The following is a 21,959-nucleotide window of genomic DNA, read 5'->3' on the forward strand; positions in this document are numbered from 1 at the left end:
CCATGGATACACGGCGTCGCCACCGCCAGCGGCGACACGTCTCTCGCGGACGACCTCACATACCTGTTCGACGGGGCCACCGCAGCATGTGTGGCAGCAGGTTCGACCCCACCGACTGGCCTCGAGGCCGAGAATGTCCCTTGCCAGCCCATCGACTCGATCGCGCCCCGAACCGGCCGCTCAACCTGACACGGCGACGTCCCGGACGGTGGCTGCCGGCCTGGATGCCCTGCTGTCCGTGACACCGACATTTGTCCAAGACTGATAGCCGGCAGCCGATGCATCATCCCCTGCATGAGTGACTACGATGCGGAGCATCTGCATGGGATGCGTGTGGTCCACGACGGCCCGAGGCAGGCACCGGCGCTGCTGCTCATCCACGGATCGGGGTTCTCGGGCGCTTCCTGGAGCCCGGTGGTCCCGGCACTGGCCGGCCGCCATCACGTCATCCGGGTCGACCTCCCGGGCTGCGGCCAGTCCCCGCCCGCGCTGTCATACGAGGTGCCCATTCAGGCGGGCCGGGTGGCAGCGATGCTCGACGACCTCGGCCTTCGTCGGGTCACCACGGTCGGGCACTCCAGCGGCGGTTACATCGCCACCGCGCTTGCCGAACAGCGCCCGAACCTGGTGAGTTCGCTCGCGCTGATCAGCAGCGGCCCGAGTCCGGAGGCGCTCCTCCCGCAGCCGTTGCTTCTTCGGTTCCTGTTGGCCCCGCCTCTCGGCCCGCTCCTGTGGTCGAGGCGTTCGGAAGCGATGATCCGCAGGGGGATAAGCGCGACGTGCGCTCGCGCCGTGGATATCCCGGACGACCTGGTCGCCGATGTACGGGGCACCACGTACCGCACGTTCAGGACGGTGCTGCGCCGCAACACCGCGTACATCGCCCAACGGAGCGTGCCCGAACGTCTCGCCGCCATCGAAGTCCCAATGCTGGTGATCTTCGGTACCGCCGACCGCCGCTGGGAGCCGTCGTCGGTGCACCAGTACGACGCGGTGCCGAACGCGCGGGTCGAGTTGCTGCCCGGCGTCGGGCACATACCCATGTTCGAAGCCCCCGAGAGGACCAGCGAACTGCTGCTGGGCTTCACGGCAACAGTCGCTGAGACCCCGCCGGTGCTCCCCGAGGCCTAGACTCATCATGTGCTGTCGACCGGGGCACCGCCCGACTGGGCGCGGGTGGACGTCGCAGTCCCGCGCCCGCCAGGTCGGCTGCCGGGGATCAGCATGGCCGGGTTCCGCCAACGTGTCCCCGCACTCGTGGACATCGCCATGGTCGCGCACCCGTTCGTCACCCTGCTCGTCGACCTGAGCGAGGGAGAAGGCCTCTTCTACGACACCCATGGCCGGCACGAGCGCGGCAGTGTCGCCATCGGGCTCCTCCCCGGCGATCTTCGGGCAACTGGCCGGGGGGTCGGAGAGTGCCTTCAGATCCGGCTGGAGCCGGTCGCGGCCGCTGCGGTGCTCGGCGCATCAACCGAACTCAGCGGGACGGTGATACCCCTCAATGATGTCTGGGGCCGCGACGCCGGGCGAGCCGAGGACAGGTTGCGTGCCGCCGCGTCGTGGGACGAACGGTTCACGATCGCGGAGGAAATCCTCGGCCGACGGCTGGGCGCCCACCCGCCGGTCGATTCCGAGGTCGCCTACACCTGGCGGCGGACGCTCACCAGTCGGGGGCAGGTGCGGGTCGACAGCCTGTCGGCCGAGGTCGGCTGGAGCCGCAAGCGCCTGTGGTCCCGCTTCCGGTCCCAACTCGGCATCACGCCCAAACGCGCCGCCCGACTGGTGCGGTTCGACCACGCCGCCCACCTTCTCGCGGCGGGTCACCCCGCCGCCAGCGTCGCCACCGAGAGCGGCTACGTCGACCAATCCCACCTCCACCGCGAGGTCAAGGCATTCGCCGGGCTTACGCCCGCGGCCGTGGCCGACGCGCCGTGGCTCGCCATTGACGACGTCGCGTGGCCGGCTTCATCGCCCGCCCGGAGCGCTGTGACGGGTGGCGACCACCTACGTTGAACAGCCTGCCGGCCACGATCTGGCTCCCACTGGCCGTCCAGATCGAGAAACCCGTCGTGTCAGGGCAGTTCGTCTGCGGCCAGCCGCTGCAATAGCGACCGCGAGACACACTCTCATCGGCTGCCCACCGCGAGTTGGTGTGGCTCTCATCTGGCATGCGTCCTGCCGTTCACCGTCCGGCACGGAGAGACTCAAGGGCGGGCAGCCTGACTTGAAGAATCAGTGAGCACGGCTCTGTTGAGCCACGCCGCGGCCGGGCGCGCTGATGGGTCACGGAGGGTGATGGTGCTCGGGCGTCGACCTGTACGGTCGGCGGCAGAATCCGGGTGTCGGATGATTGCGGTGCCACGCATCATCATTGCGTGGATACCCGTCGAACGATCGTCCTGGTCGATGACCTCCGCTCGTTCGTGGATGGCCGTAGCGCCGAGGTGGCCCGCACCAGCGCCGCCGGGGTAGAACTCCTCGATCGGTACCGCGACCGGCGCATGGACGAACTGTGGCTGGACCACGACCTGGGCGGGGCTGACACGATCTGGCCGGTCGTGGAGGTCCTGGAGCGGGCTGCCTTCGACAGGCGTCCCTTTGACGTTGGGGTCATCAACGTCCACTCCGCGAACCCGGCCGGCGCGGCGAAGATCGCTCAGGTGCTACGGCACTGGGGGTATCGCGTCCGCGTCGCGTCGGGCTCCGCGGACGTCGGCTATCTCGACGGCCCTGGGTGAGTTGACCGGCTCGAACGCGATACCCGACGGTTGACACGCTCGGGCGGCAAAACCCGATCTGCTCTTGGCCGCACGGCATGATGAGCGTTTATGGGCGCCACCGATCCGTACGTGACCATCACGGAACCAACATTCGTGGCACGGTTCCTTCTCGGTCCCGACACGACCGAGGAGTCCGTGGCCAACGTGGATGCCTTCGTCGACCTTCCTGACGGGTCGAGTTGGGCGCTGACGATCTTCACCGTCGATGAGGTCCGCCGCCTGCTCGCGAGATGGAAGGAGACCGGTGAAGTCGCGGACGGCAGTTACTTCTGGGCCGTTGACCAGCTGATCGTGCCGGAACCGGGCGTGCTGGCCATGACCGCAGCTATCCGAGAACTCGTTCGCAGTGGGGAGATAGCAAGCGCCGGTGTTCGCTGCGAGGATTCGGGCTGGGGCCACCTGGGCGTACCCACGAGGAGTGTTGGCTCGGACCGGCGCCGCGCCTCGCGACAGATCCGGGCATGGTTCACCGGTTGACCATGCCGTAGGAAGGAGTCACATGGATGCCCGTGCCGTACTCGTAACGCAATCCGGCCTGGGCGATGAACTCCGCGGCGTGCGGTAGCACTGGGTGCGAGCCGATCTTGCTCACTGCCATCCGGCGGATGATGCGATTGAGCTTGTTGGACGCACTCGTGACCGCCGGCCAGTTCCAAGCGGCGGGATCACCGAGCCTCGACGTGGTTCTGGCCCATGCCGCAGCACGCTTCTGGGTGTTGTGGTTGGTATGGCTCCACCGCAACTGCCGCGTCCCCAAGGGTCCGTAGTAGTAAAGCTGTACGAGGCCCCAGCCTTCGCAGGTGTAGCGGAACGTCGCGTCTCCCGCCACACCTGGTAGAAACTCGATCCGTTTGGCCATAGGCTCCGGCCCGGCCTCTACGACGAACAACGCCAGGCTTCGTCCCCGAGGGCTCTCAAGGACCTCGGCGGCGGTTTGGAACTCCCGCAGTTCACGGTCAGGTGCCGAGTCGGACTCGAGTACGCGGAACAACCCGAGACCGAAGACGGCTTCAAGGACCGCGAGCCAGTCGTCAGCAACAGCGTAGAAGTCCAGGTTCGGCACGCTCCTACTATGCAGGGCGGGTACGACGACGCTAACCGCCATATCCGCTCATTGACAGATCCGTCATCTCGGAGGTGTCTGGCAGCCGCCGCGGGTCGTCCGATGGCTTGTCCGGCCTAGATGTAGGGGAGCATTGGTGCGCTCCCAACGGTGTTGAACGGCGTCAACACGGTTGAGCTGCGTAAAGCTGCTCCGCGTGACCGGGGGCGGGTATTGCAGTATCGGAGATTGGCGCCGCTGCTGCCGATCGCCGGCTGACGGACCGGGCCCAGCCTGGACGCCGTACCGGATGCAGGCACCTCCCGCGTCGATGCCAGCGGCGGTGGACCCATTCGTCACCCACGAATCCGATCAGTCGCCAGGAGAAGCCCTTGCTGCCCCTTCGGCGGCACGGCCCTCGACCACCAGTGCCGACCAAGGGCAACAGGGCGAGGTGCTCAGTTCACGCGGGGGACGGCGGCCCGGCGCGACGGCGTGCGGTGTCCGAAGGTGCCGTGCAGTCCCTGTCCCCGGTGCCCGCCGCGCCGGTCAGGTCGTGAAGCTCAAGTACCGTGACTTTCTGTGACTGAATGCGGCGTTGAGGTCAGCGAAGATCTGGTCCGCCACTTGCTGCGGGAGCAGCATCCGGACCTGGCCGAGTTGCCCCTCCACGAGGTGGCGGGCGGCTGGGGAAACCAGATGTGGCGCCTCGGGGACGACTTGGCTGTCCGGATGCAACGGATGGACACAAGCCCCGATCCGCAGCTCAAGGAGCGCCGCTGGCTGCCACTGCTGGCCCCACGTCTGCCGCTCCCGATCCCGACTCCGGTGCGGAGCGGTACGCCGTCCGAGCGCTTCCCCAAGATGTGGACGGTCATGACATGGGTCGAGGGCACGCCCCTGGACCACGGCACGATCGCCCGCCGCGACCACGCGGCCGACATGTTGGCGGCCTTCCTCAAGGCGCTGCATGTGGAGGTGCCCGCCGATGCGCCGGGCGCCTCGGACTTCGGCACCCACCCCAAGGACTCCGGGGACGGGTTCGAGCACTTCCTGGGGGCCGTGGACCTCGTCGGCTTCGGCTTCGCCGAGGACGACCTCCGGGCCGTGTGGGACGACGCGGTGGCGACCCCCGAGTGGCCGGGACCACGGGTATGGGTGCACGGTGACCTGCATCCCGCGAACGTCGTCATCGCCGACGGCACACTGGCGGGCATCGTCGACTTCGGCGCGCTCTTCGCCGGCGATCCGGCGTGGGACCTCGGGGCCGCCTGGCTGCTGCTGCCCGAGGGAGGCGCCTCGCGGTTTTTTGACAGCTACGCCCAGGTGGACGAGGCGATGGTCCGAAGGGCCCGCGGGCTAGCCGCCATGAAGAGCCTGTTCCTGATGCTGATGGGTCAGAACGGGGACCGCGGCCTGCCCGGCGGCAAGCCGAACTGGGGGCCCCTGGGCCGGTCGGCACTTGATCGTGTAATGAAGGGCCTCTGAGTCGGTACGAACCGACGGGTGCTCCCCGGCGGCCGGGACCAGAACCGCCTCGGCCGCCGGAATCGTCCGGACCGAAGGACCTCCCCGACAGCCCGTGGCGTACGCGACGCGAGGGTTACGGAAGTCCGGCAGGCGGCCGCCGAACCGTCAGATAATGCAGGGGTTGGCCTGTGGTTCATCCCCAGAGGCAGCGGGCGGGCCGACCGGGTGCGTCGGGAGGAGCAGTCGTCGAATGAGCACGATGCACGCCGTGAGAGCTCACACCAGGGGCGGGCCGGAGCAACTTGTGTACGAGGAGGCGCCGCGGCCGAAGCCGGGGCCCGGTGAGGTGTTGGTGGCCGTGAAGGCCGCCTCTATGACACCCCACGAGCTCACCTGGCCGGCAACCTGGACGCACACCTCGGACGGGACAGGACCGGAGCGCACGCCGATCATTCCGTCGCACGAGTTCTCCGGAGTCGTCGCGGAGTCCGGGGCGGGGGTGGAAAGCCCCGTTGAGGGGGATGCGGTCTATGGCTTGATCCCTTTCGTCCGCGATGGCGCGGCGGCCGAGTATGTCGTCCTACCCGCAGCCGTCCTGGCGCCCAAACCCGCCACCGTTGACCACGACCACGCCGCAGCGCTCCCATTGGCTGCGTCGAGTGCGTGGCAGGCCCTGGTGGATCACGCCGACCTGCAGGCCGGGCAGCACGTGCTGGTGCAGGGCGGTGCCGGCGGTGTGGGGATCTTCGTGGTGCAGCTCGCGGCCGGTCTCGGTGCTCGTGTGAGCGCCACGGCGGCGGCGGGCGACCTGGGATTCGTCAAGGGATTGGGTGCCGAGCAGGTCATCGACTACGCGCACGACCGCTTCGAGGACCACGTTCGCGACGTGGACGTGGTCGTTGATCTTGTCGGAGGGGCCGCGCAGTCGCGTTCCTGGTCGGTCCTGAGACCGGGCGGTGTCCTGGTCACCCTCGTCACCCCACCCGACCAGCAGGAAGCAGCCCGGTACGGCGTTCGTGGGGCGTACTTCATCGTCGAGCCCAACCAGAATGCGTTACGTTCCATCGCCGAGTTCGTCGATGACGGCCGGTTGAGGCCAGTACTGGACCGCGTGCTGCCCCTCAGTGAGACGCGCTTGGGTTACGAGGCGCTCGAGACGGCCAAACGCCACGGCAAGATCGTCATCCACGTCGCTGACTAGTGCTCGTCCTACAGGTTGACTGAATAATCCGGGTGACGGATCTCGGAGTTGATAGCGAATCCGGACTTGGGTCGGGCCCGGCGGTCGCGCTGTCGGACGTAATCGCCGATCACGGTTTCCTGCTTGGCGTGGCTGCGGTGATCGATGCCGTTGAGGGCGGAGCACCGCCCGGCGGCGACGAGGGGTCTTCAGGAGGTTGGGGAACTCGCGTCACCGTTTCCGGTCACGGATGCGGTAGCGCAGGCGCCCGGTGATCTCCGTGGGAAGTGTGGACGCTCATCGACTTGGCCGAGGCGGCGGGTCGGCGGCACGGGATTCCGGCGATCGGTGCGACGGCGTGGAACCCGTCGACGCGAGGCGGGATCGGGTGCGGGCCGGTGCTGTCGGGGGCAGCGTGGCGATGATGTCGGCGAGTGAAACGTCGGCGAGGCTGCGCCGCCACGCGTCGTGCGCCTCGGCCATCTTCTGGGCGAGGACGCAGGTGTTCCGGCACTCGTCGGGAGGGAGTGCTCCCAGTCCTTGTTGGCGGATCTCGCGGCACTCATACGGCGGGGAGGCGCCGTCGACCGCCTCCACGATCCGCAGCAGCGTGATCTCGGACGCCGGTTGCGCGAGCCGGAACCCGCCGCGCGGTCCTGTCGTCGCGACCAGCACGCCGGCCCTGACGAGCCCCTGTAGCTGCTTGGCCAGGTACGCCGCTGGGAGGTCGTAGTACTGCGCGAGCTGCGCCGCCGACGCGGTGGCTCCCGGATCGAGCTGCGCCAGCGTCGCGGCGCAGTGCAACAGCCATTCGGTGCTCACGGGCAGCTTCACCGCCTCAGCCTATCGCAGATATTGCGGATCTGTGAAGTCCGAGATACCGTCGGCCCGCAAGTGAACGAGAGGAAAGATCATCATGCGAATCGCAGTCGCCGGGGCGACCGGGAACATCGGCGCCCTCACCGTCGCCGCCCTCGAACGGGACGGACAGGACGTCGTGCGCATCAGCCGTTCGCTGGGGGTGGACCTGTCAACCGGTGACGGGCTCGACCACGCCCTCGCCGGCGTCGATGCGGTCATCGATGTCACCAGCGGGCCGGCGACCGGCCACGCGGAGGCGGTGGCGTACTTCGGCACCACCACCCGGAACCTGCTCGCAGCGGGGGAGCGGGCCGGAGTCCGACACCACGTTCTGCTCTCGATCGTCGGGATCGATCGCGTCGAGGGCACCGCACACTACGCTGGCAAGCGCGAGCAGGAGCGCCTCGTGGCCGCCGGTCCGCTGCCCTGGACGATCGTCCCGGCCACGCAGTTCCACGACTTCGCCGCGATGGTCGCGAGTTGGACAGAGCGCGACGGCGTCGCGACGATCGCGCCGCTGCTCGTGCAGCCGATCGCGCCGCAGGACGTCGCCGATATCCTCGCCGAGATCGCCCCGGGCGGGCCGCAAGGCCGCTACGCCGACGTCGCCGGCCCGGAGCCACAGGACCTCGTCGACATGGCACGACGCACCAACGAAACGCGCGGCCATGTGGTGAGGCTCGTGCCGACGTGGTCGGCCGTCTTCGGCCCGGCGATGGCCGGCACCGTGCTGTTGCCCGGCGAGGGGGCTCGCATCGCGCCGACAACCTTCGACGAGTGGCTCGTCGGACAGCGAGCAGACCACACATCCGGCGGCGGCAGCATCGCCGAACTCCGGTCAGCGTAGCGAACTCCGAGCCGGACCCGGCCGAACAAACGGCGTTGTCGGGTACGCCTGGAGTCACGCTGCAGACCGTCAACCACGTCATGTTGCACAACCAGTGCCATCTTTCGGTGGTGGTGTCGACGTGTCGCAGGCGATTACTGACTGGCGTACTGGACGCGGGCCGGGTGAAGCTGGGGTGTGATTGTCATCCAGCGGGTGCGTGTGCGGTGGACGGCTGCGGCACGCGGTGCCCCGGCCGCGAATGCCCGTCGTGGCCTCGACCGGGCAGTGGCCCTGCCTCGGTCACTGCCGGAGTCCGAGGTGGTGATCCACGAGGTCCTGGTTGACGATGCGGTCGACTACGAACGTCATGACGAGGTGCTGGCCGGCGGCGCCGAGCAGGCCCGCGACATCGGTCTTTGGCTGAGTCGTGACGAGGCGACGGTGACCGTCGACCGGTTACCGGGTTCGGCGGCCTATCCGCGCCCGTACGCGTCAACCCGCCTGTTCGCGCTGACTCCGGGGCAGGTCGGCCGCTACCGAGCCAACTTCCGCTTCACCGGCTGCAGTTGCAACCCGAGCTGGTACTACGAGGATTGGCTGGTGCACGTCAGCCACGGCCAGGTGACCCACGACCGCTTCGTACGCGGCCAGCCGGACCGCGATGCCGACCATCGCGTGCATCTCTACGGCGGAACCGGGCGCCGCCCACGCCCCCACCCGTGAGCTCGGCGGCCTCGGAGCGGTAAGCCAAGCCCGCACCACCCAGGGCCCGGCATGAACCAGCAGGGGCGTGATGCCGTTGCGCTACCGGTTCGCGTCGGGCCCGCACCCGACCGGGTTACGTCAAGTCGCCGTGTGCTGAGACGTCAACCGCCACTGCTGGCGTGGTTCGTCGCGGCTTCGGGCGCATGGTGACGGCGAGTCTGGAGGGGGAGCAGCGGGTGGCCGGCGTGCAGGTGGTGCGCGTACCCGGGAAAGAGGGCGGGTGGCGGCGGCCGGGTGGCCCGGGATGAGCGTAGCCGGGGTTGTGCCTCCGGGGCGGGTCAGCCGAGTTTCGGTTGGGCGCTGACGCAGTTGGCGCCGGTCATCCAGATCGGGCTGCTCTGGAGCTGCGCAGCGGGGTCGACCCGGGCGGCGACGCCGCGCCACTGGGCGGTCTGTCCGGCGATGTCGCAGAGCCTCGACCAGATCGGCGCTTCCGACTCGATCGGTTGCCGGAACAGGAAGGCGACGGTGATTACGGTCTTTTCACCCGGTACCCCGATCGTGGTGGCCTGGACCTGGACCTGCGCCACCTCACCCTGACCGAGGGCGGCGGCGACCGTGGCGTCCTGCGACGCGGCGGAGACCGCGGATTCGATCTGCGTCTCAGCCAGCGGGGGGAGGCCGGCGGCGGGGGTCAGTTGGGTCGGGCGCGGCAGGGGGTACGCGTTCGGATCGCCCGGTGGGTTCGACGGCGGCCGGCTGACGCTCGGCGGCGGCATGGTCTGCTCCGGAGGCTGGAGTGGCGGGCTGGCACTCGGGTCGACGGGGCTGCTGCCCGGGTCCGCCCGCTCGGTGGAGACGCAGGCTGCGGCCAGCAGGCTGACGGTGAGCAGGCCGGTGACGAGACGGATGCCGGTAATCCCCATGATGCCTCTAACCCCTCTGGTCCGCTGGTTTCGCCGCGGCGACGGATTTGTCGGTCGCCGGAGCCGGCCCAGCCACCGACCGGGCGTGGTGACAGGGTCCGCCGGCCAGGCCGACGGACCCTGTCATTGTCGTACGTCGATCAGGCGGTGTCAGGTAATCAGGAGGCGCGGGTCTCGATGGCCAGACCCCACAGCGGGGTGATCTGCGGGATCGGGCTGAACCAGGACTGGCTGCCGCCCTGGTCCCCGTTGCAGCCGTAGTGGCTCTGGCTGTGGATGCCGTACGCCACCCGGTAGGTGGCCGAGCCCAGCCAGTACCAGCCGCCGCCGCTGTCGCCACCGCAGGCGTCGAGCCCGTCGACCCGGACCATGCCGCCGTCGTTGGTGCTGCCGATGATGCCGCAGCGGTTCGGGCCGTTCGGCGAGGTGTAGTTCGCGGCGAGGCAGACGGTCTCGCCGACCAGGAGGTAACCCATCGTCGGAGCCACGTAGTTCAGCGCCATGGTGCGGCTGCCCGACTCGATGTAGATCTCGCCACCGGCGTCGTACTGGAACCAGGGGTTGTCGTTGCGGATGATGCCCGCGTCGAGCCCGCCGGACACGATCGCGCCGGTCATCGGGCCGATCGCCTGGGCACCGGTGCTCCAGGTGCCGCCGCCGCTGTTGCAGTGGCCGGCGGTGTAGGAGTAGCGCTGCCCGGCCGAGGTACGCGCGGTGAAGCCGACCGAGCAGACCGGGCTGCCGTTGTACTTCAGGATGGCGCCGGCCCGGATGGTCCAGTCGCAGTCCAGCCGGGAGGTGCAGCCGGCGTCCAGCTCACGCGCGAGGTTCGAGCCGGTGACGACGGTGACGCCGGCCGGCACGCCCTGCGCCCTGACCGTGCTGACATTCTGGCCCGACACGGCCAGCGTCACGGTGTTGCTCTTGACGTCGATGCCGACCACGCCGTTGCTGGCCTTGGCCACGCTGTTGTTCCGCAGGGACGTGGCCAGCCGCTCCAGGTCCGCCCAGGAACGCTTCACCACGTGCGCCTCGGCGCGGATGCCGAGCTTCTGCGCCGTCTTCAGCGCCTCGGACGCGGCGGCCGGACTGGTCAGCGACAGGTGCATCACGCCGGACGGCGCGTCGAACCAGGAACCACCGTACGCGGCGTTGGCGGAGACCTGCAGCTGCAGGTTCTTGCGGGTCAGTTGCTGGTCGAACGCCGCCCGGGCGGCGGCCTCGGACATCTGGGGGTAGGCCGTGCGGTACGCGGCGATCGCCGAGGCAACAGCCTTGTCGTCCGTTGCCGACGCGGTCGCCGGTTTCGCCGTCACCGTGTTCGCCTGAACGGGCGCGGTGAATACCGCGCTGGCGATCAGGACCGCCGCCGTGACGAGCGCCGGCAGCCGGAATGCCCTGGTGGTCATGAACCCTCCTCATCGGATCCCGCCAGGCTGCACACCTGGCCGATGACAGAATTGCACGGCGGTTATTGATGCCAATCAAAGCGACGCATTGCTGACAGTGAATTTATGATGTGTATTGCCAAGCGAATTCTGAACTGTCCTGTCATGGCTTGACTGCTGTCGGACGAAACTCCCGACTCACGTACGGTTTGGTGCGATGGTCCGAAGGTGCTACTGCCGTCTGGCTGGTTGACGCGACCCTACTCGGGTTCCGTCGGCCTGGTTGTCGGGCTCGTCCCGAACGATTAGTTGGGGCTTATTGCCTGATGAGCGGAGTATTGCGACCGTTTCGTCGCGAGTTGGATCTCGGCGCGGGTGATGGCGCTCGTCAGGAATGCGACAGCAGAGAAGGATCATCCTTTCTTGGTGTCTCGGGTGGACGGAGCAGCGAAATGCGGAGATCGGGTCCCCGGGTTTCTCATGGGTCGGCCAGAACGGCTCTGAGCTGGGGATAGATGGCTTCGGTTGCGCTGTCCGAGGCAAGCTGTGGGCGCTTCGCTGTCGTGACCCGGGCCGGCTTCTGTCCGTCGCTGGTCAGCAGCCGCGTCCGCTGGTGGGCACGGAGTTGATTCCGTCGGGTATCGCTGCTGCCGGTGCTTTCGCTCTGTTTCTGGCAGATTAACCGTAGAGCTGAGTAAGCGATGTGACGTGTCCCGCTCTGGTTGAGATGATGCGCGTATAGCCGGGCTCGTTGGGCTGGGGCGTGCGGGCGCTGATGATCGCACTATTGCGGGAGGCAGTGATTATCCGGCCGGCCGTACCCACTGTTTCCCCTAAACTGCGTCAAGGTCGCACTGAGGTTCCCCCTGGGATATGGACACCGGGTCATGCCGCGACCTGATGCAGCGTACCGGTGAGGGATTGTCGACATGTCGATCCTGTACCGCTCGGAAACCCGGTTCTGACCCCTGACGGGAGTTGGGGTCATAGTGGTCGGTGCTGTCGGGGCGGCCTGCGTCTGGCGAGTGTCATCTGTGGCGCTGTCGTTGGCTCGGCCGAGGCCAGCAGGTCCCTGTTCGATCTCGTCGCCTAGCCTGGCTCCATCTGCTTCGGGAGGTGAAGAGTGCGGTACGTCAACGGGAGGCTGTCCCTGCCGGACGTCGTGCAGCTGCAGTTGGTCATCGATCCGTTCTCTGATCGAGCGGGAGCCGTGCAGGCGGCGCGTTCGTGGTTCGATCTCGGATGGCGGCAGCTCGGTGGAGAACTGCGCGAGGCGGCCGTCGCACAAGCCTCGGGCGATACCGGGGTGGCGCGTGCGCTGTCCCCGTTCGGGGTGGAGGCGGGGATGGCCTTCTCGTACGGATTTCTGGGGCAGGAAATCAGCCGCGACATGGGGTTCAGCGACGAGAGCTGGGCAGAACTCCTGGCCGCCATGGCCAAGCTGCCCAGCGCCTTGTTCGTGGCCGGCACCCTGACGGCCGACGGGAGGGCTGGTGAGGTGCCTCGGATCTACGAGGCATCCCACTATCTCGAGATCATGCTCCGGCCATCGTTCGGTCCCGGCGGGAGATACTCCATTCTGACCCTGCGCCTACGGGCGGATTCGGTGCTGACCGCGCCGGAACGGGAGGCGGTCATGCCGGCCGTCCTGAAGGCGGTCGCGGCCAGCACTTCGCCGGTGTTCGGCGAGATTTCCTACAGCTACACCAGCCCGCTGACCGCGATGGAATACGTCCTGCGCACCGATCCGTCGATCGCGTTCCCCGATCCGGAGCAGGTGCTGCGTGGCTACTCCTGGGTGACCGTGGTGCCCGAGGAGATGGGACTCGCCCTGGGCGGCCGTGACAGGCTCGCCGGGTCGGGGGCCTTCTGGAACGTGGAGCGGCTGCCACGCGGGGGCTACTGGTTGCAGGCGACCGAGAGGTTCGCCGACTATCGCCAGGCTGAGGCGGAGCGGGTATTCGACGTGCTGCGGCCCCACCTCCCCGCGAACGCGTACGCATCGGACTTCCGAGACGCGCGGAGACCCATTCCGGGAGCAGCGGTCGGGTGAATCGTTCGTGACATCAGCGCCATGGCGAACCAACGATGGTGTCTCCCGGCGCCGGACCCGGGAGGTGGGCGGCGCCGGGAGACGGGTGGCTCAGAAGTTGAACTGGTCGATGTTGGCCGAGTCGAAGACGGTCGGCGGGCCGAGCACGACCACCCCGTCCGCGTCGACGGTGTACTCGCCGAGCTTCCCGGCGGTGAACTTGTCACCCTCCTTGCCGGTGATGACCCCGGAGGCGAGCGCGGCGCCGGCGTAGGCGGCCAGGTAACCGAGGTCGGCCGGGCTCCAGAGGGCGAAGTTCTTCACCGTGCCGTTCTTGACGAACTCCCGCATCTGGTTCGGGGTGCCCAGACCGGTAAGCGCGACCTTGCCCTTGTACTGGGAGCCGGACAGGTAACGCGCCGCCGCGGCCACACCCACCGTGGTCGGCGAGACGATGCCCTTGAGATCCGGGTACGACGCCAGCAGGCCCTGGGTCTCCTGGAAGGACTTCTGGTCCTCGTCGTTGCCGTAGACGGTGGTGACGAGCTGGATCTTCGCGTACTCGGGCTTCTTCAGTTCGGTTTTCATCAGGTCGATCCAGGCGTTCTGGTTGGTGGCGTTCGCCGTCGCCGACAGGATCGCGATCTTCCCCTCGCCGCCGATCGCCTCGGAGATGAGCTTCACCTGGTTCTCCGCGATGCCCTGCCCGGTGACCTGGTTGACGAACAGGTCCCGGCAGTCCTTGTTGGTGTCGGAGTCGAAGGTGACCACCTTCGCGCCGCCCTGCCGGGCCTGGTTGACCGCTCCGCAGATGGCGTTCGGGTCGTTCGCCGACACCACGATCACGTCGCTGCCCTGCTGGGTCAGGGTGTTGAGGTAACTCACCTGGGACGAGGCGCTGGCCTCGGACGGGCCGACCTCCTTGTACTCACCCTCGAACTCGTCGACCGCCGCCTTACCGCCGTTGTCCGAGACCGTGAAGTACGGGTTGTTCACCGTCTTGGGTAGGAACGCGACGCTCAGGCCGCTCCTGATGGTGCCGTCGCCGTTCGAATCACCGGACGGGGTCGAGCCCTCGTCACTGGCACACGCCGCGCTGCTCATCAGCAGCGCCGTAAGTACGAGGACGGACGTGCCGAGGTGTAGGGGGTTGGTCCGAATACCTCTCATGACCAGTTCCTTTCCGGGGACATAGCGGTACCCAGCTCAGTGGTTGGGTGATGGTGGTTGGGGTGTTGAGTGGTCCGACGCTCAGGCGCCTGCCACGGGTTGTGCGGTGGCTCGTCGTCGGCGCAGCCGGTCACGGAGCATCTGGGCGACGTTGGGCCCGACGACGGAGATGATGAGCAGGGCGCCGGTGACCACGGTCAGGGTGTCGGCCGGTACGTCGGCCAGTTGCAGGGCGTTGCGCAGGGTCATCAGCAGCAGCACGCCGGCCAGTACGCCGACCAGGGTGCCCCGCCCACCGAAGATCGAGACCCCGCCGAGCAGGACCGCGGCCACCACGGAAAGCTCCAGGCCGCTGCCGTTGTCGGCCCGGGCGCTGGCGTAGCGCAGGGTCCAGAAGATCCCGGCCAGCGCGGCGATCGCACCGGTCAGGACGTACAGCCAGAACTTGGTTCGGTTCACCGAGATGCCGGCGAACGTGGCGGCCTGGGTGTTGTTGCCCATCGCGTACAGGCTCCGGCCGATCGGGGTGGCGTGCAGGACCACCCCGAAGACCACGGCCAGCGCGGCGACGACCAGTGCCACCCAGGGCACGGTGGTGCCGGGCAGCGCCTCGATCGAGTTGGCGGTCCAGGAGAACGGGAAGTCGGCGATCGCCCGGTCACCGAGCACCACGTACGCCAGGCCCCGGTAGAGCGCGAGCGTACCGATCGTGACGGCCAGCGACGGCAGGCCGAATCCGGCGACGAACAGGCCGTTGACCGCGCCGAGCAGCGCACCGAGCAGGACCACCAGCGGCAGGATCACCGGCAGCGGCAGGCCGAGGAACCAGAGTTGCCCCATCACCGCGCTGGCCAACCCCAGGGTGCTCGCCACCGACAGGTCGATCTCCCCGGTGATCACCACCAGGGTCATCGGCAGCGCGATCAACGCGATCGGGGTGACGTCGAGCAGCAGGAAACCCCAGAAACGGGGGCTGGCGAAGCCTTCGACCAGCACCGACGAGGCGACGATGACCCCGACGAGGACAACGATCACCAGTACGTCCCAGGTGCCGAGCTTGGCCAGCGAGCGGGCCGGTCGGCCGGTCTTGTCAGGCGCCACGGGCCTTCCTTCCTCGTAGCCGGTGGGCGACCCGCGCCGCGAGCACCCGGTCCAGGCCGATCGCCGTGAGAATGAGCGCACCGACGACCGCCTGCTGCCAGAACGGGTCGATCCGCAGCACCGGCAGCGCGCTGCCGATGGTGCTCAGCAGGAGGGCACCGAGGGCCGCCCCGTACACCGAGCCACTGCCACCGAAGATCGCCACCCCGCCGACCACGGCGGCGGCGACCACGTTGAGTTCCATGCCGCTGCCGGCAGAGGCGTCGAGCGTGCCGAACCTGGCCGCGTAGAGCACCCCGGCGAGCCCGGCCAGCGCGCCGCTGACCACCAGTGCGCCGAACACCCGCCGACCCACCGGGATACCGGACAGCCGTGCCGCCGCCGGATCCGACCCGATCGCGTACAGCTCCCGTCCGCTGCGGTAGGACCGCAGGTAGTAGCCGGCGACCAGCAGCACCACGATCGCGAAGAGCGCCAGCACCGGTACGCCGAGGACGGTGGCCGTACCCATTGCCTTGAAACCGGAGGGCAGGTCGGCGGCGTTGATCTGCTGCCCGGCCGCCCACGAGTAGTCGAGGCCACGGAACATGTAGAGCGTGCCGAGTGTGACCACCAGGGCCGGCACCCGGGCGACCGCGATCAGCGCGCCGTTGACGATGCCGCAGAGCGTGCCGAGCCCGATCCCGGCGAGAACCGCCAGGACGATCGGTGCGTCGGGCATGGCGAGGAAGAGCTTGCCGGTGGCGAACGCGGACAGCCCGAGCACCGAACCGACCGAGAGGTCGACGTTGCGGGTGATGATGACGATCGCCTGACCGACCGCGAGCACCACCAGGATGGTGGCGCCCAGCATCAGGTCCTTCCGGCTCTGCCCGGACAGGAAGCGCGGGTTCACCGCCGTGGTGACGGCGATCAGGAGCAGCAGGGCGAGCGCGATGCCCAGCTCCCGTACGGCGAACAACCGGTGCGCCGCGCGGACGCCCGCCCGTGTGGTGGCCGGCGGGGGCGCGCTCGCGGTCTGACCCGCCGGGGCCGTGGTGGTCATGACGGCGTGTCCTTTCCGTCGGCCCCGGCCTGACCGGTGGCCGCCAACATGACCGACTCCTCGTCCGCCCGGTCCCGGTCGATCTCCTCCACCAGGCGTCCCTCGTGCATGACCAGCACCCGGTCGGCCATACCCAGCACCTCCGGTAGTTCGCTGGAGACCATCACCACCGCGACGCCGTCGGCGGCGAGTTGCGACATCAGCCGGTGCACCTCCGACTTCGTGCCGATGTCGATGCCCCGGGTCGGCTCGTCGACGATGAGCACCTTCGGGGTGGTGGAGAGCCATTTGGCCAGCACCACCTTCTGCTGGTTGCCGCCGGAGAGGGTGGAGACCGGATCGGTGGTTCGTCCGGCCTTGACCTGGAGCCGTTGCAGCCAGGTGTCGGCCGCCCGTCGTTCGGCTGCCCGACCGAGCAGGCCGAGCCTCGCGAGCTGCCAGCGCCGGGTCAGGGTCGCGTTGCGCTCGATCGATAGTTCCATGACCAGCCCCTGCTGGCGGCGGTCCTCGGGCACCAGGGCCAGGCCGGCGGCCATCGCCGCCGCCGGTCTGCCGCGCGGCAGTCGTCTGCCAGCCACCTCGACCTCACCGGAGTCGTACCCGTCGATGCCGAAGACGGCCCTGATCACCTCGCTGCGGCCGGCGCCGACCAGTCCGGCGAGCGCCACGATCTCACCGCCCCGGACCCGGAAGCTGACGTCCTCGAAGACGCCGTACCGGGTCAGGTTGCGGACCTCGAGCAGTACCTCGCCCGGCTCCGTCTCGGTCTTCGGGAAGAGCTGGGTGATCTCGCGGCCGACCATCCGCCGGACCAGTTCCGGCACGTCGAGGTCACCGGCCTGGTCGGTGGAGACCCACCGGCCGTCGCGCATGACGGTGATCCGCTGGCAGAGGTCGAAGACCTCGTCGAAGCGGTGCGAGATGAACAGGACCGCGGCCCCCGAGTCGCGCAGCGACCGGGCAACGGCGAACAGCCGCTCCACCTCGACGCCGGAGAGTGCGGCCGTCGGTTCGTCCATCACCAGGACGCGGGCGTCGAAGGAGAGCGCCTTGGCGATCTCGACGAGTTGTTGGTCGGCGATGGACAGGCCGCGCGCCGGGCGGTCCGGATCCAGGTGTACGCCCAGACGTGCGAACAACTCCGCCGCCTGCTGACGCATCAACGCGGCGTCGATCCGACGCAGCCCGCGCAGCGGCTGACGCCCCATGAAGATGTTCTCCGCCACCGACAGGTCGGGAAAGAGCGTCGGCTCCTGGTAGATCACCGCTATGCCGGCCGCCCGCGCATCCGCCGGTCCGCTCATCTGCAGCGGCTGACCGTCGAGGGTCAGGGTGCCGGCGTCCGGTGCGTGAACTCCCGCCAGGATCTTGACCAGAGTCGATTTTCCAGCCCCATTCTCTCCAACCAACGCGTGGACCTCACCCGGATACAGCTCCAGCGAGACGTCGCGTAGGGCGGCGATGGCACCAAAGGATTTCCGCGCCTGGCTCAGGGCCAGTAATGGCTGCTTGATCGCATGGTCGCGCTCGGGCATAACAGCCCCCAAACTGAAACGTTTCATCGACCTCTGTGAGATAGACGTTAAGTGGAGGTTTCGTCTTCGGTCAAGGGTCTCCGGTCAGTTGATCGCGTCGACATCCGGTGGATGCCAGGTCCTGGATGGACATGGCCAGCATGCATACCGGGTATGCATCGGATGCCCGTCAACACGGCCCGGGTCAACGCCTCCTCGAAGCTCAACCACTACGGCGACGACTCCGACGAGGCCCGCTGGATCATCGAGGACACCACCCTCGGCAGCATCACCCGCAACGTCTCCGGCCCCGACGGTGACCTCGCCGCCACCACCAGTGCCACCGGAGACGTACGCCTGCAACTGACCAACCTCCACGGCGCCGTCGCCGCCACCATCGACCCCGCACTCACCGAACCCGAGCTCTACGACTACGACGAGTTCGGCATCCCCATGGCCGGGCAAGCCGACCAACGCTACGGCTGGCTCGGCGGCAAACAACGCTCCGGCGAAGCCATGGGCGACGTCATCCTCATGGGCTGTACGCCTCTACAGCCCCGCCCTCGGCAGGTTCCTCCAGGTCGACCCCGTCGACGGCGGCAACGCCACCGCCTACGACTACTGCGCCGGCGACCCCGTCAACTGCACCGACCTCGACGGCAAATTCGGCTGGGGCAGCATCAAGAAGGGCCTCTCCAAAGTGGCCAAGGTCGCCTCCTACGCCTCCATGATCCCCGGCCCCATCGGCACCATCGCCGGCGTCGTCTCCGCCGTCTCCTACGCCGCCACCGGCAACTGGAAAGAAGCCGCCTGGGCCATCGGCGGAGCCGCCGCGGCCGTCGTCGGCGCAGGAGCAGCCGTCAAGGGCGCACGCTATGCAGCGACCGCAGCCCGTGCCGCAGCCAAAGCACGTAAGGCGTCCGCGGGACGCAAACTGGCTCGGGCCGGATCCAAGTGCGCGCGGAAACGCAATTCCTTCGACGGGGACACTCCCGTTCTGATGGCCGACGGGTCCTACCTACCGATATCGCTCGTCCAGGTAGGCGCCTGGGTCAGACGGGCGACCGATGATCAGCCGGTGCGGGTGGCGTCGGTTTTCGACCGTGGCTGGGTACCTGATCAAATTGTGTACAACCTGAATGTCGGCGACGTCCACACCTACGTGGTGTCGGTTGACGGCTCCGATGTGCTCGTCCATAATGTCCGTGCTTGCGGCAAGCATGGAAACTCTTTGGTTTGCACCTGCATCCATTACACTACCGTATCGATAAGAACGGTAAGCCGTACAAGTATGGGGAAAGCAAGGGGACAGGCTTTCCAAGCAGGTCGCGAAGCTGAACCGGAAGAACCCGAACGACAAATATACGGGCAAGATTCTCCGGAACGGAATTCCCGGCAAGCGGCGGGCCAAAGCGATCGAGACAAGACTGATCAGGGGATTCTTCATGATCTTCGGCAAGCGCACACCGGGTAACAAGAGTTGGCACTGAATCAATGCTCGTGACGGAGTGCGGGAGTCTAGGGGCTCGGGTAGATGATGGATGACGTTGAGTTCTGGGGACTGGTGGGCTCCCTCGGTGGGCGCCCGGAGCTCCAGGATGATCGGCCCTACAGGGAGCTCACGACAGAACTGGCTCGCGGCCCTGTCGAGCGGATCGTGGATTTCGCGGAGACGCTCGCGTACAAGCTGTACGAGCTTGATCGACGCTATCTCCTGGAAAGCCAGGAGTCGGCGGAGCGGTTATCGGACGACGGTTTCCTGTACGCCAGGTGCGCGGTGGTCGTGGCGGGTTCCGTGGCGTTCGCGGCTGTTCTTGCCGACGAATCGGCATTCCACCCGTTCGTCAGTGCCGAAGCCGCCCACGCCGAGTCAATTCTCGATGTTCCGTCCAATGCGTACAAGGTGCTCACCGGCGAGGACTGGGACCATGTCGAGGAGTACGACTATGAGACCGGGTCGAACGACGAATGGTGGTAGTCGGTAGCAGTTTCGCCTGCCCCGCGGGCGCCCGGTCGATGTGGTTCACCGGGATGATCGGTCGGAGGTAGCTGACTCAGGTCAGGTTCTCGGCGGCCGTCCTCGTCCCCGGCGGTCGATCGTGCTGACGGCGGCGGGCCCGGACAGATGACTGTCCGGGCCCGCCGCCATGGTGTCGCGGGGGTTCAGCCGAAGGCTTTGAAGGTGCTCCAGTTCTCGGCGATGATGACCTTCACGAACGCGTTGGTGTTGGTGGCGGACGGGTGGTAGACGCGAATGCTCCCGTCCGGACCGTTGCGGGCCCAGAGATCCGGGATCCGGTCCCCGCTGATGTCGGGGATGCCGACCAGGTCGTCCAAGTCGTCTTCGAGTCGGGCGGTGGCGGTGTCCGACTCGGTGTAGGAGTCCTCGTACTCGGGCAGCCAATGCCGGACCTGCGCCACCGTCAGCGGGTGCCGGGCGATCAGGAAGGGCTCGACCCGGACCTCGCGCACCGGCCGTGCGTCCTGGGCGCCGGCGAAGAACGGCTCCAGGGTGTCCTCGACCCCGCCGCTGTGCTCGATGACGCGTACCGCGTCCAGCTCCGTGTCGGACAAAAGCCCATCCGGAACGTGCCGCCCGGCACCTTGCGGAACACCACGCCCGACGGGGCGTGCCGCCACGCCGGGCGCCCGGCCACGATCTCCTCGGTCCACATGGCGGCGAACGCTAGCAGTCCGGTCGCCGGTCGCTCTTTCCCGACGGCCCCCGCAGCTCCCGCGCAGATCAACTGCTGGCGATGTTCCTTGGTCAGACGCTACCGGTGTCCGGACTCCTCGACGGCTGGGTGCCGGGCGCTATGAGATTCGAGTGAGGGCGACGCTGGCGCGGGCTCGTACGGCGCGGTCCGGGTCCTGGGTGAGGGTGGTGATCAGTGGTCGTGCACCGATCCAGGCGCAGCCTCCCAGCGCGGTTGCCAGGTCGGCGCGTACGGCGGCGGAGGTGTCCGAGGCCAGAATCCACAGTGTTGAGGTCAGGCTCGGGTCGGCGTTCTCGGCGAGGGCCACGGCGATGGCGGCGCGCACGTGCTGGTCGGGGTCGCCGGCGCGGTCTTGCAGAGCGTCGACTGGTCCACCCAGGCTCCCGAGCCCACGGGCCGCGCCAGCGCGTACCTCGGGCTCGGCGTCTCCGAGCAGTAACAGGAGGGCGGAGGTCGCAGCTGGCCGATGGTCTGGGTCGATGGGCAGGTAGCCGATGGTCTCGCCCAGCGCGGAGCGGACGTGCGCGGCGGGATCGCGAGTCAGGGGTAGGAGATGATCGACGGCGTCCGGGTCCGCGAACCAGCGCAGATGCAAGACTGCGGATCGCCGGGTCCAATCGTCCGGGTCGTGTAAGGCGGACAGCACCAACTCGTACGCGCGACTGTCGCCCTTGAGGCTTGTCAGAGAACCCAGCACGGTCCGCCGGATCTGAGGGTCAGCGTCAGTCAGCGCCTGTTGCAGCACGTCGATGTCGCTGGGCTGGATGAGGTAGCCAAGGGCCCACAACCCCGCGCCTCGTAGGTCACGATGCTCGGCGGCGATGAACGACAGTGCGGTAGGCCGGCAGCCCGCCGGATCGGCTTTCATGATGTTAGCCAGCCAGGCGCAGAGGTCATCGCGGTCATCGCCGGGCAGCGGACGAGCGAACGCGCGTAGCAGCAGCGGGAACGCCGCGGTGCCGCGCAGCTCGGCCAGGATATAAGCCATCAAGTTCCGGCCGTACCAGTTGTGCTCGTCGAGATAGCGCTCCAACGCGGCCTGCACGGGCGGCACTAACGAGTGGTCGCCGCTTCCGGCCAACTCCTCGACCGCTGGCCATGGATCGCCGTGGAGCGTATCGACATGGCGCAACACCTCATCGAGCGTCACCTGAACCGCCTCCAGCGCCTGCCGGTGCCGGCTGCGGCTAGTGCGA

General features: G+C 68.0%; 21 protein-coding genes and 1 pseudogene. 12 read left to right on the forward strand and 10 right to left on the reverse strand.

From position 1 onward, the window contains the following. Nucleotides 1-294: 294 nt before the first annotated feature. From OIE47_RS26970 to OIE47_RS26985, 4 genes are all read left to right on the forward strand, one after another. Nucleotides 295-1,131 (forward strand): alpha/beta fold hydrolase, encoded by an 837-nt coding sequence (locus OIE47_RS26970; RefSeq protein WP_326557303.1) that lies wholly within the window; start codon nt 295-297, stop codon nt 1,129-1,131. Nucleotides 1,132-1,257: 126 nt separating this feature from the next. Beyond that, nucleotides 1,258-2,016 (forward strand): AraC family transcriptional regulator, encoded by a 759-nt coding sequence (locus OIE47_RS26975; protein ID WP_326557304.1) that lies wholly within the window; start codon nt 1,258-1,260, stop codon nt 2,014-2,016. A 362-nt stretch (nt 2,017-2,378) separates the two neighbouring features. Then, nucleotides 2,379-2,741, forward strand: a complete 363-nt coding sequence (locus OIE47_RS26980; RefSeq protein WP_326557305.1) for a cyclic-phosphate processing receiver domain-containing protein — start codon at nt 2,379-2,381, stop codon at nt 2,739-2,741. Nucleotides 2,742-2,831: 90 nt separating this feature from the next. Continuing rightward, nucleotides 2,832-3,260, forward strand: coding sequence for a hypothetical protein (locus tag OIE47_RS26985; RefSeq protein ID WP_326557306.1), 429 nt, complete (start codon nt 2,832-2,834; stop codon nt 3,258-3,260). Here OIE47_RS26985 and OIE47_RS26990 read toward each other — a convergent pair. Further along, on the reverse strand, nt 3,250-3,846 hold the full coding sequence (locus OIE47_RS26990) for a hypothetical protein (RefSeq protein WP_326557307.1): 597 nt from the start codon (nt 3,844-3,846) through the stop codon (nt 3,250-3,252). The two genes, OIE47_RS26985 and OIE47_RS26990, sit on opposite strands and share 11 nt — an antisense overlap. Nucleotides 3,847-4,407: 561 nt before the next feature. Here OIE47_RS26990 and OIE47_RS26995 point away from each other — a divergent pair. Together OIE47_RS26995 and OIE47_RS27000 are read left to right on the forward strand one after the other, a co-directional pair. Then, nucleotides 4,408-5,313 carry a phosphotransferase gene (locus OIE47_RS26995; RefSeq protein WP_326557308.1) on the forward strand — a complete coding sequence of 302 codons (906 nt, stop codon included), beginning with the start codon at nt 4,408-4,410 and terminating at the stop codon, nt 5,311-5,313. Between the two features lie 286 nt (nt 5,314-5,599). Further along, a complete protein-coding gene (locus OIE47_RS27000) occupies nt 5,600-6,496 on the forward strand; it encodes an NADP-dependent oxidoreductase (protein WP_326557309.1) in 897 nt (298 codons plus the stop codon). Nucleotides 6,497-6,772: 276 nt separating this feature from the next. On the opposite strand, the gene OIE47_RS27005 is transcribed toward OIE47_RS27000, so the two are convergent. Continuing rightward, entirely contained in the window at nt 6,773-7,309 is a 537-nt protein-coding gene (locus OIE47_RS27005; RefSeq protein WP_326557310.1) for an RrF2 family transcriptional regulator, read from the reverse strand. 82 nt (nt 7,310-7,391) lie between these two features. On the opposite strand from OIE47_RS27005, the gene OIE47_RS27010 reads away from it, so the two are divergent. Together OIE47_RS27010 and OIE47_RS27015 are read left to right on the forward strand one after the other, a co-directional pair. Then, nucleotides 7,392-8,183 carry an SDR family oxidoreductase gene (locus tag OIE47_RS27010; RefSeq protein ID WP_326557311.1) on the forward strand — a complete coding sequence of 264 codons (792 nt, stop codon included), beginning with the start codon at nt 7,392-7,394 and terminating at the stop codon, nt 8,181-8,183. 300 nt (nt 8,184-8,483) lie between these two features. After that, a complete protein-coding gene (locus OIE47_RS27015) occupies nt 8,484-8,888 on the forward strand; it encodes a hypothetical protein (RefSeq protein WP_326557312.1) in 405 nt (134 codons plus the stop codon). Between the two features lie 320 nt (nt 8,889-9,208). On the opposite strand, the gene OIE47_RS27020 is transcribed toward OIE47_RS27015, so the two are convergent. Together OIE47_RS27020 and OIE47_RS27025 are read right to left on the reverse strand one after the other, a co-directional pair. After that, nucleotides 9,209-9,796, reverse strand: coding sequence for a hypothetical protein (locus OIE47_RS27020; protein ID WP_326557313.1), 588 nt, complete (start codon nt 9,794-9,796; stop codon nt 9,209-9,211). A 158-nt stretch (nt 9,797-9,954) separates the two neighbouring features. Next, nucleotides 9,955-11,205: a S1 family peptidase gene (locus OIE47_RS27025; protein ID WP_326557314.1), complete on the reverse strand. Its 1,251-nt coding sequence runs from the start codon at nt 11,203-11,205 to the stop codon at nt 9,955-9,957. Between the two features lie 1,102 nt (nt 11,206-12,307). Here OIE47_RS27025 and OIE47_RS27030 point away from each other — a divergent pair. After that, nucleotides 12,308-13,237, forward strand: a complete 930-nt coding sequence (locus OIE47_RS27030) for a hypothetical protein (RefSeq protein WP_326557315.1) — start codon at nt 12,308-12,310, stop codon at nt 13,235-13,237. A gap of 90 nt (nt 13,238-13,327) precedes the next feature. Here the strand turns inward: OIE47_RS27030 and rhaS are convergent, their stop codons facing one another. The 4 genes from rhaS to OIE47_RS27050 form a co-directional block, all read right to left on the reverse strand. Continuing rightward, entirely contained in the window at nt 13,328-14,386 is a 1,059-nt protein-coding gene (gene rhaS, locus OIE47_RS27035) for a rhamnose ABC transporter substrate-binding protein (RefSeq protein WP_326557316.1), read from the reverse strand. Between the two features lie 81 nt (nt 14,387-14,467). Beyond that, on the reverse strand, nt 14,468-15,487 hold the full coding sequence (locus OIE47_RS27040; RefSeq protein WP_326557317.1) for an ABC transporter permease: 1,020 nt from the start codon (nt 15,485-15,487) through the stop codon (nt 14,468-14,470). Then, entirely contained in the window at nt 15,477-16,532 is a 1,056-nt protein-coding gene (locus OIE47_RS27045; protein WP_326557318.1) for an ABC transporter permease, read from the reverse strand. Before OIE47_RS27045 ends, OIE47_RS27040 begins: the two co-directional genes overlap by 11 nt. Next, entirely contained in the window at nt 16,529-18,067 is a 1,539-nt protein-coding gene (locus OIE47_RS27050) for a sugar ABC transporter ATP-binding protein (RefSeq protein WP_326557319.1), read from the reverse strand. The genes OIE47_RS27045 and OIE47_RS27050 overlap by 4 nt, the downstream gene beginning before the upstream one ends. Nucleotides 18,068-18,599: 532 nt before the next feature. Between OIE47_RS27050 and OIE47_RS38075 the strand changes: the two are divergent. From OIE47_RS38075 to OIE47_RS27060, 3 genes and pseudogenes are all read left to right on the forward strand, one after another. Then, nucleotides 18,600-18,695: pseudogene (locus OIE47_RS38075) on the forward strand (hypothetical protein); the annotation flags it as partial. Nucleotides 18,696-19,380: 685 nt separating this feature from the next. Further along, on the forward strand, nt 19,381-19,536 hold the full coding sequence (locus OIE47_RS38080) for a hypothetical protein (protein ID WP_442792188.1): 156 nt from the start codon (nt 19,381-19,383) through the stop codon (nt 19,534-19,536). Between the two features lie 44 nt (nt 19,537-19,580). Beyond that, a complete protein-coding gene (locus tag OIE47_RS27060; protein ID WP_326557321.1) occupies nt 19,581-20,024 on the forward strand; it encodes a DUF4240 domain-containing protein in 444 nt (147 codons plus the stop codon). 185 nt (nt 20,025-20,209) lie between these two features. Here the strand turns inward: OIE47_RS27060 and OIE47_RS27065 are convergent, their stop codons facing one another. Then, a complete protein-coding gene (locus OIE47_RS27065; protein ID WP_326557322.1) occupies nt 20,210-20,620 on the reverse strand; it encodes a hypothetical protein in 411 nt (136 codons plus the stop codon). Between the two features lie 240 nt (nt 20,621-20,860). Continuing rightward, nucleotides 20,861-21,913 (reverse strand): HEAT repeat domain-containing protein, encoded by a 1,053-nt coding sequence (locus tag OIE47_RS27070; protein ID WP_326557323.1) that lies wholly within the window; start codon nt 21,911-21,913, stop codon nt 20,861-20,863. Nucleotides 21,914-21,959 lie beyond the last annotated feature (46 nt).

The organism is Micromonospora sp. NBC_01796 (assembly GCF_035917455.1).
Lineage (GTDB): Bacteria > Actinomycetota > Actinomycetes > Mycobacteriales > Micromonosporaceae > Micromonospora_G.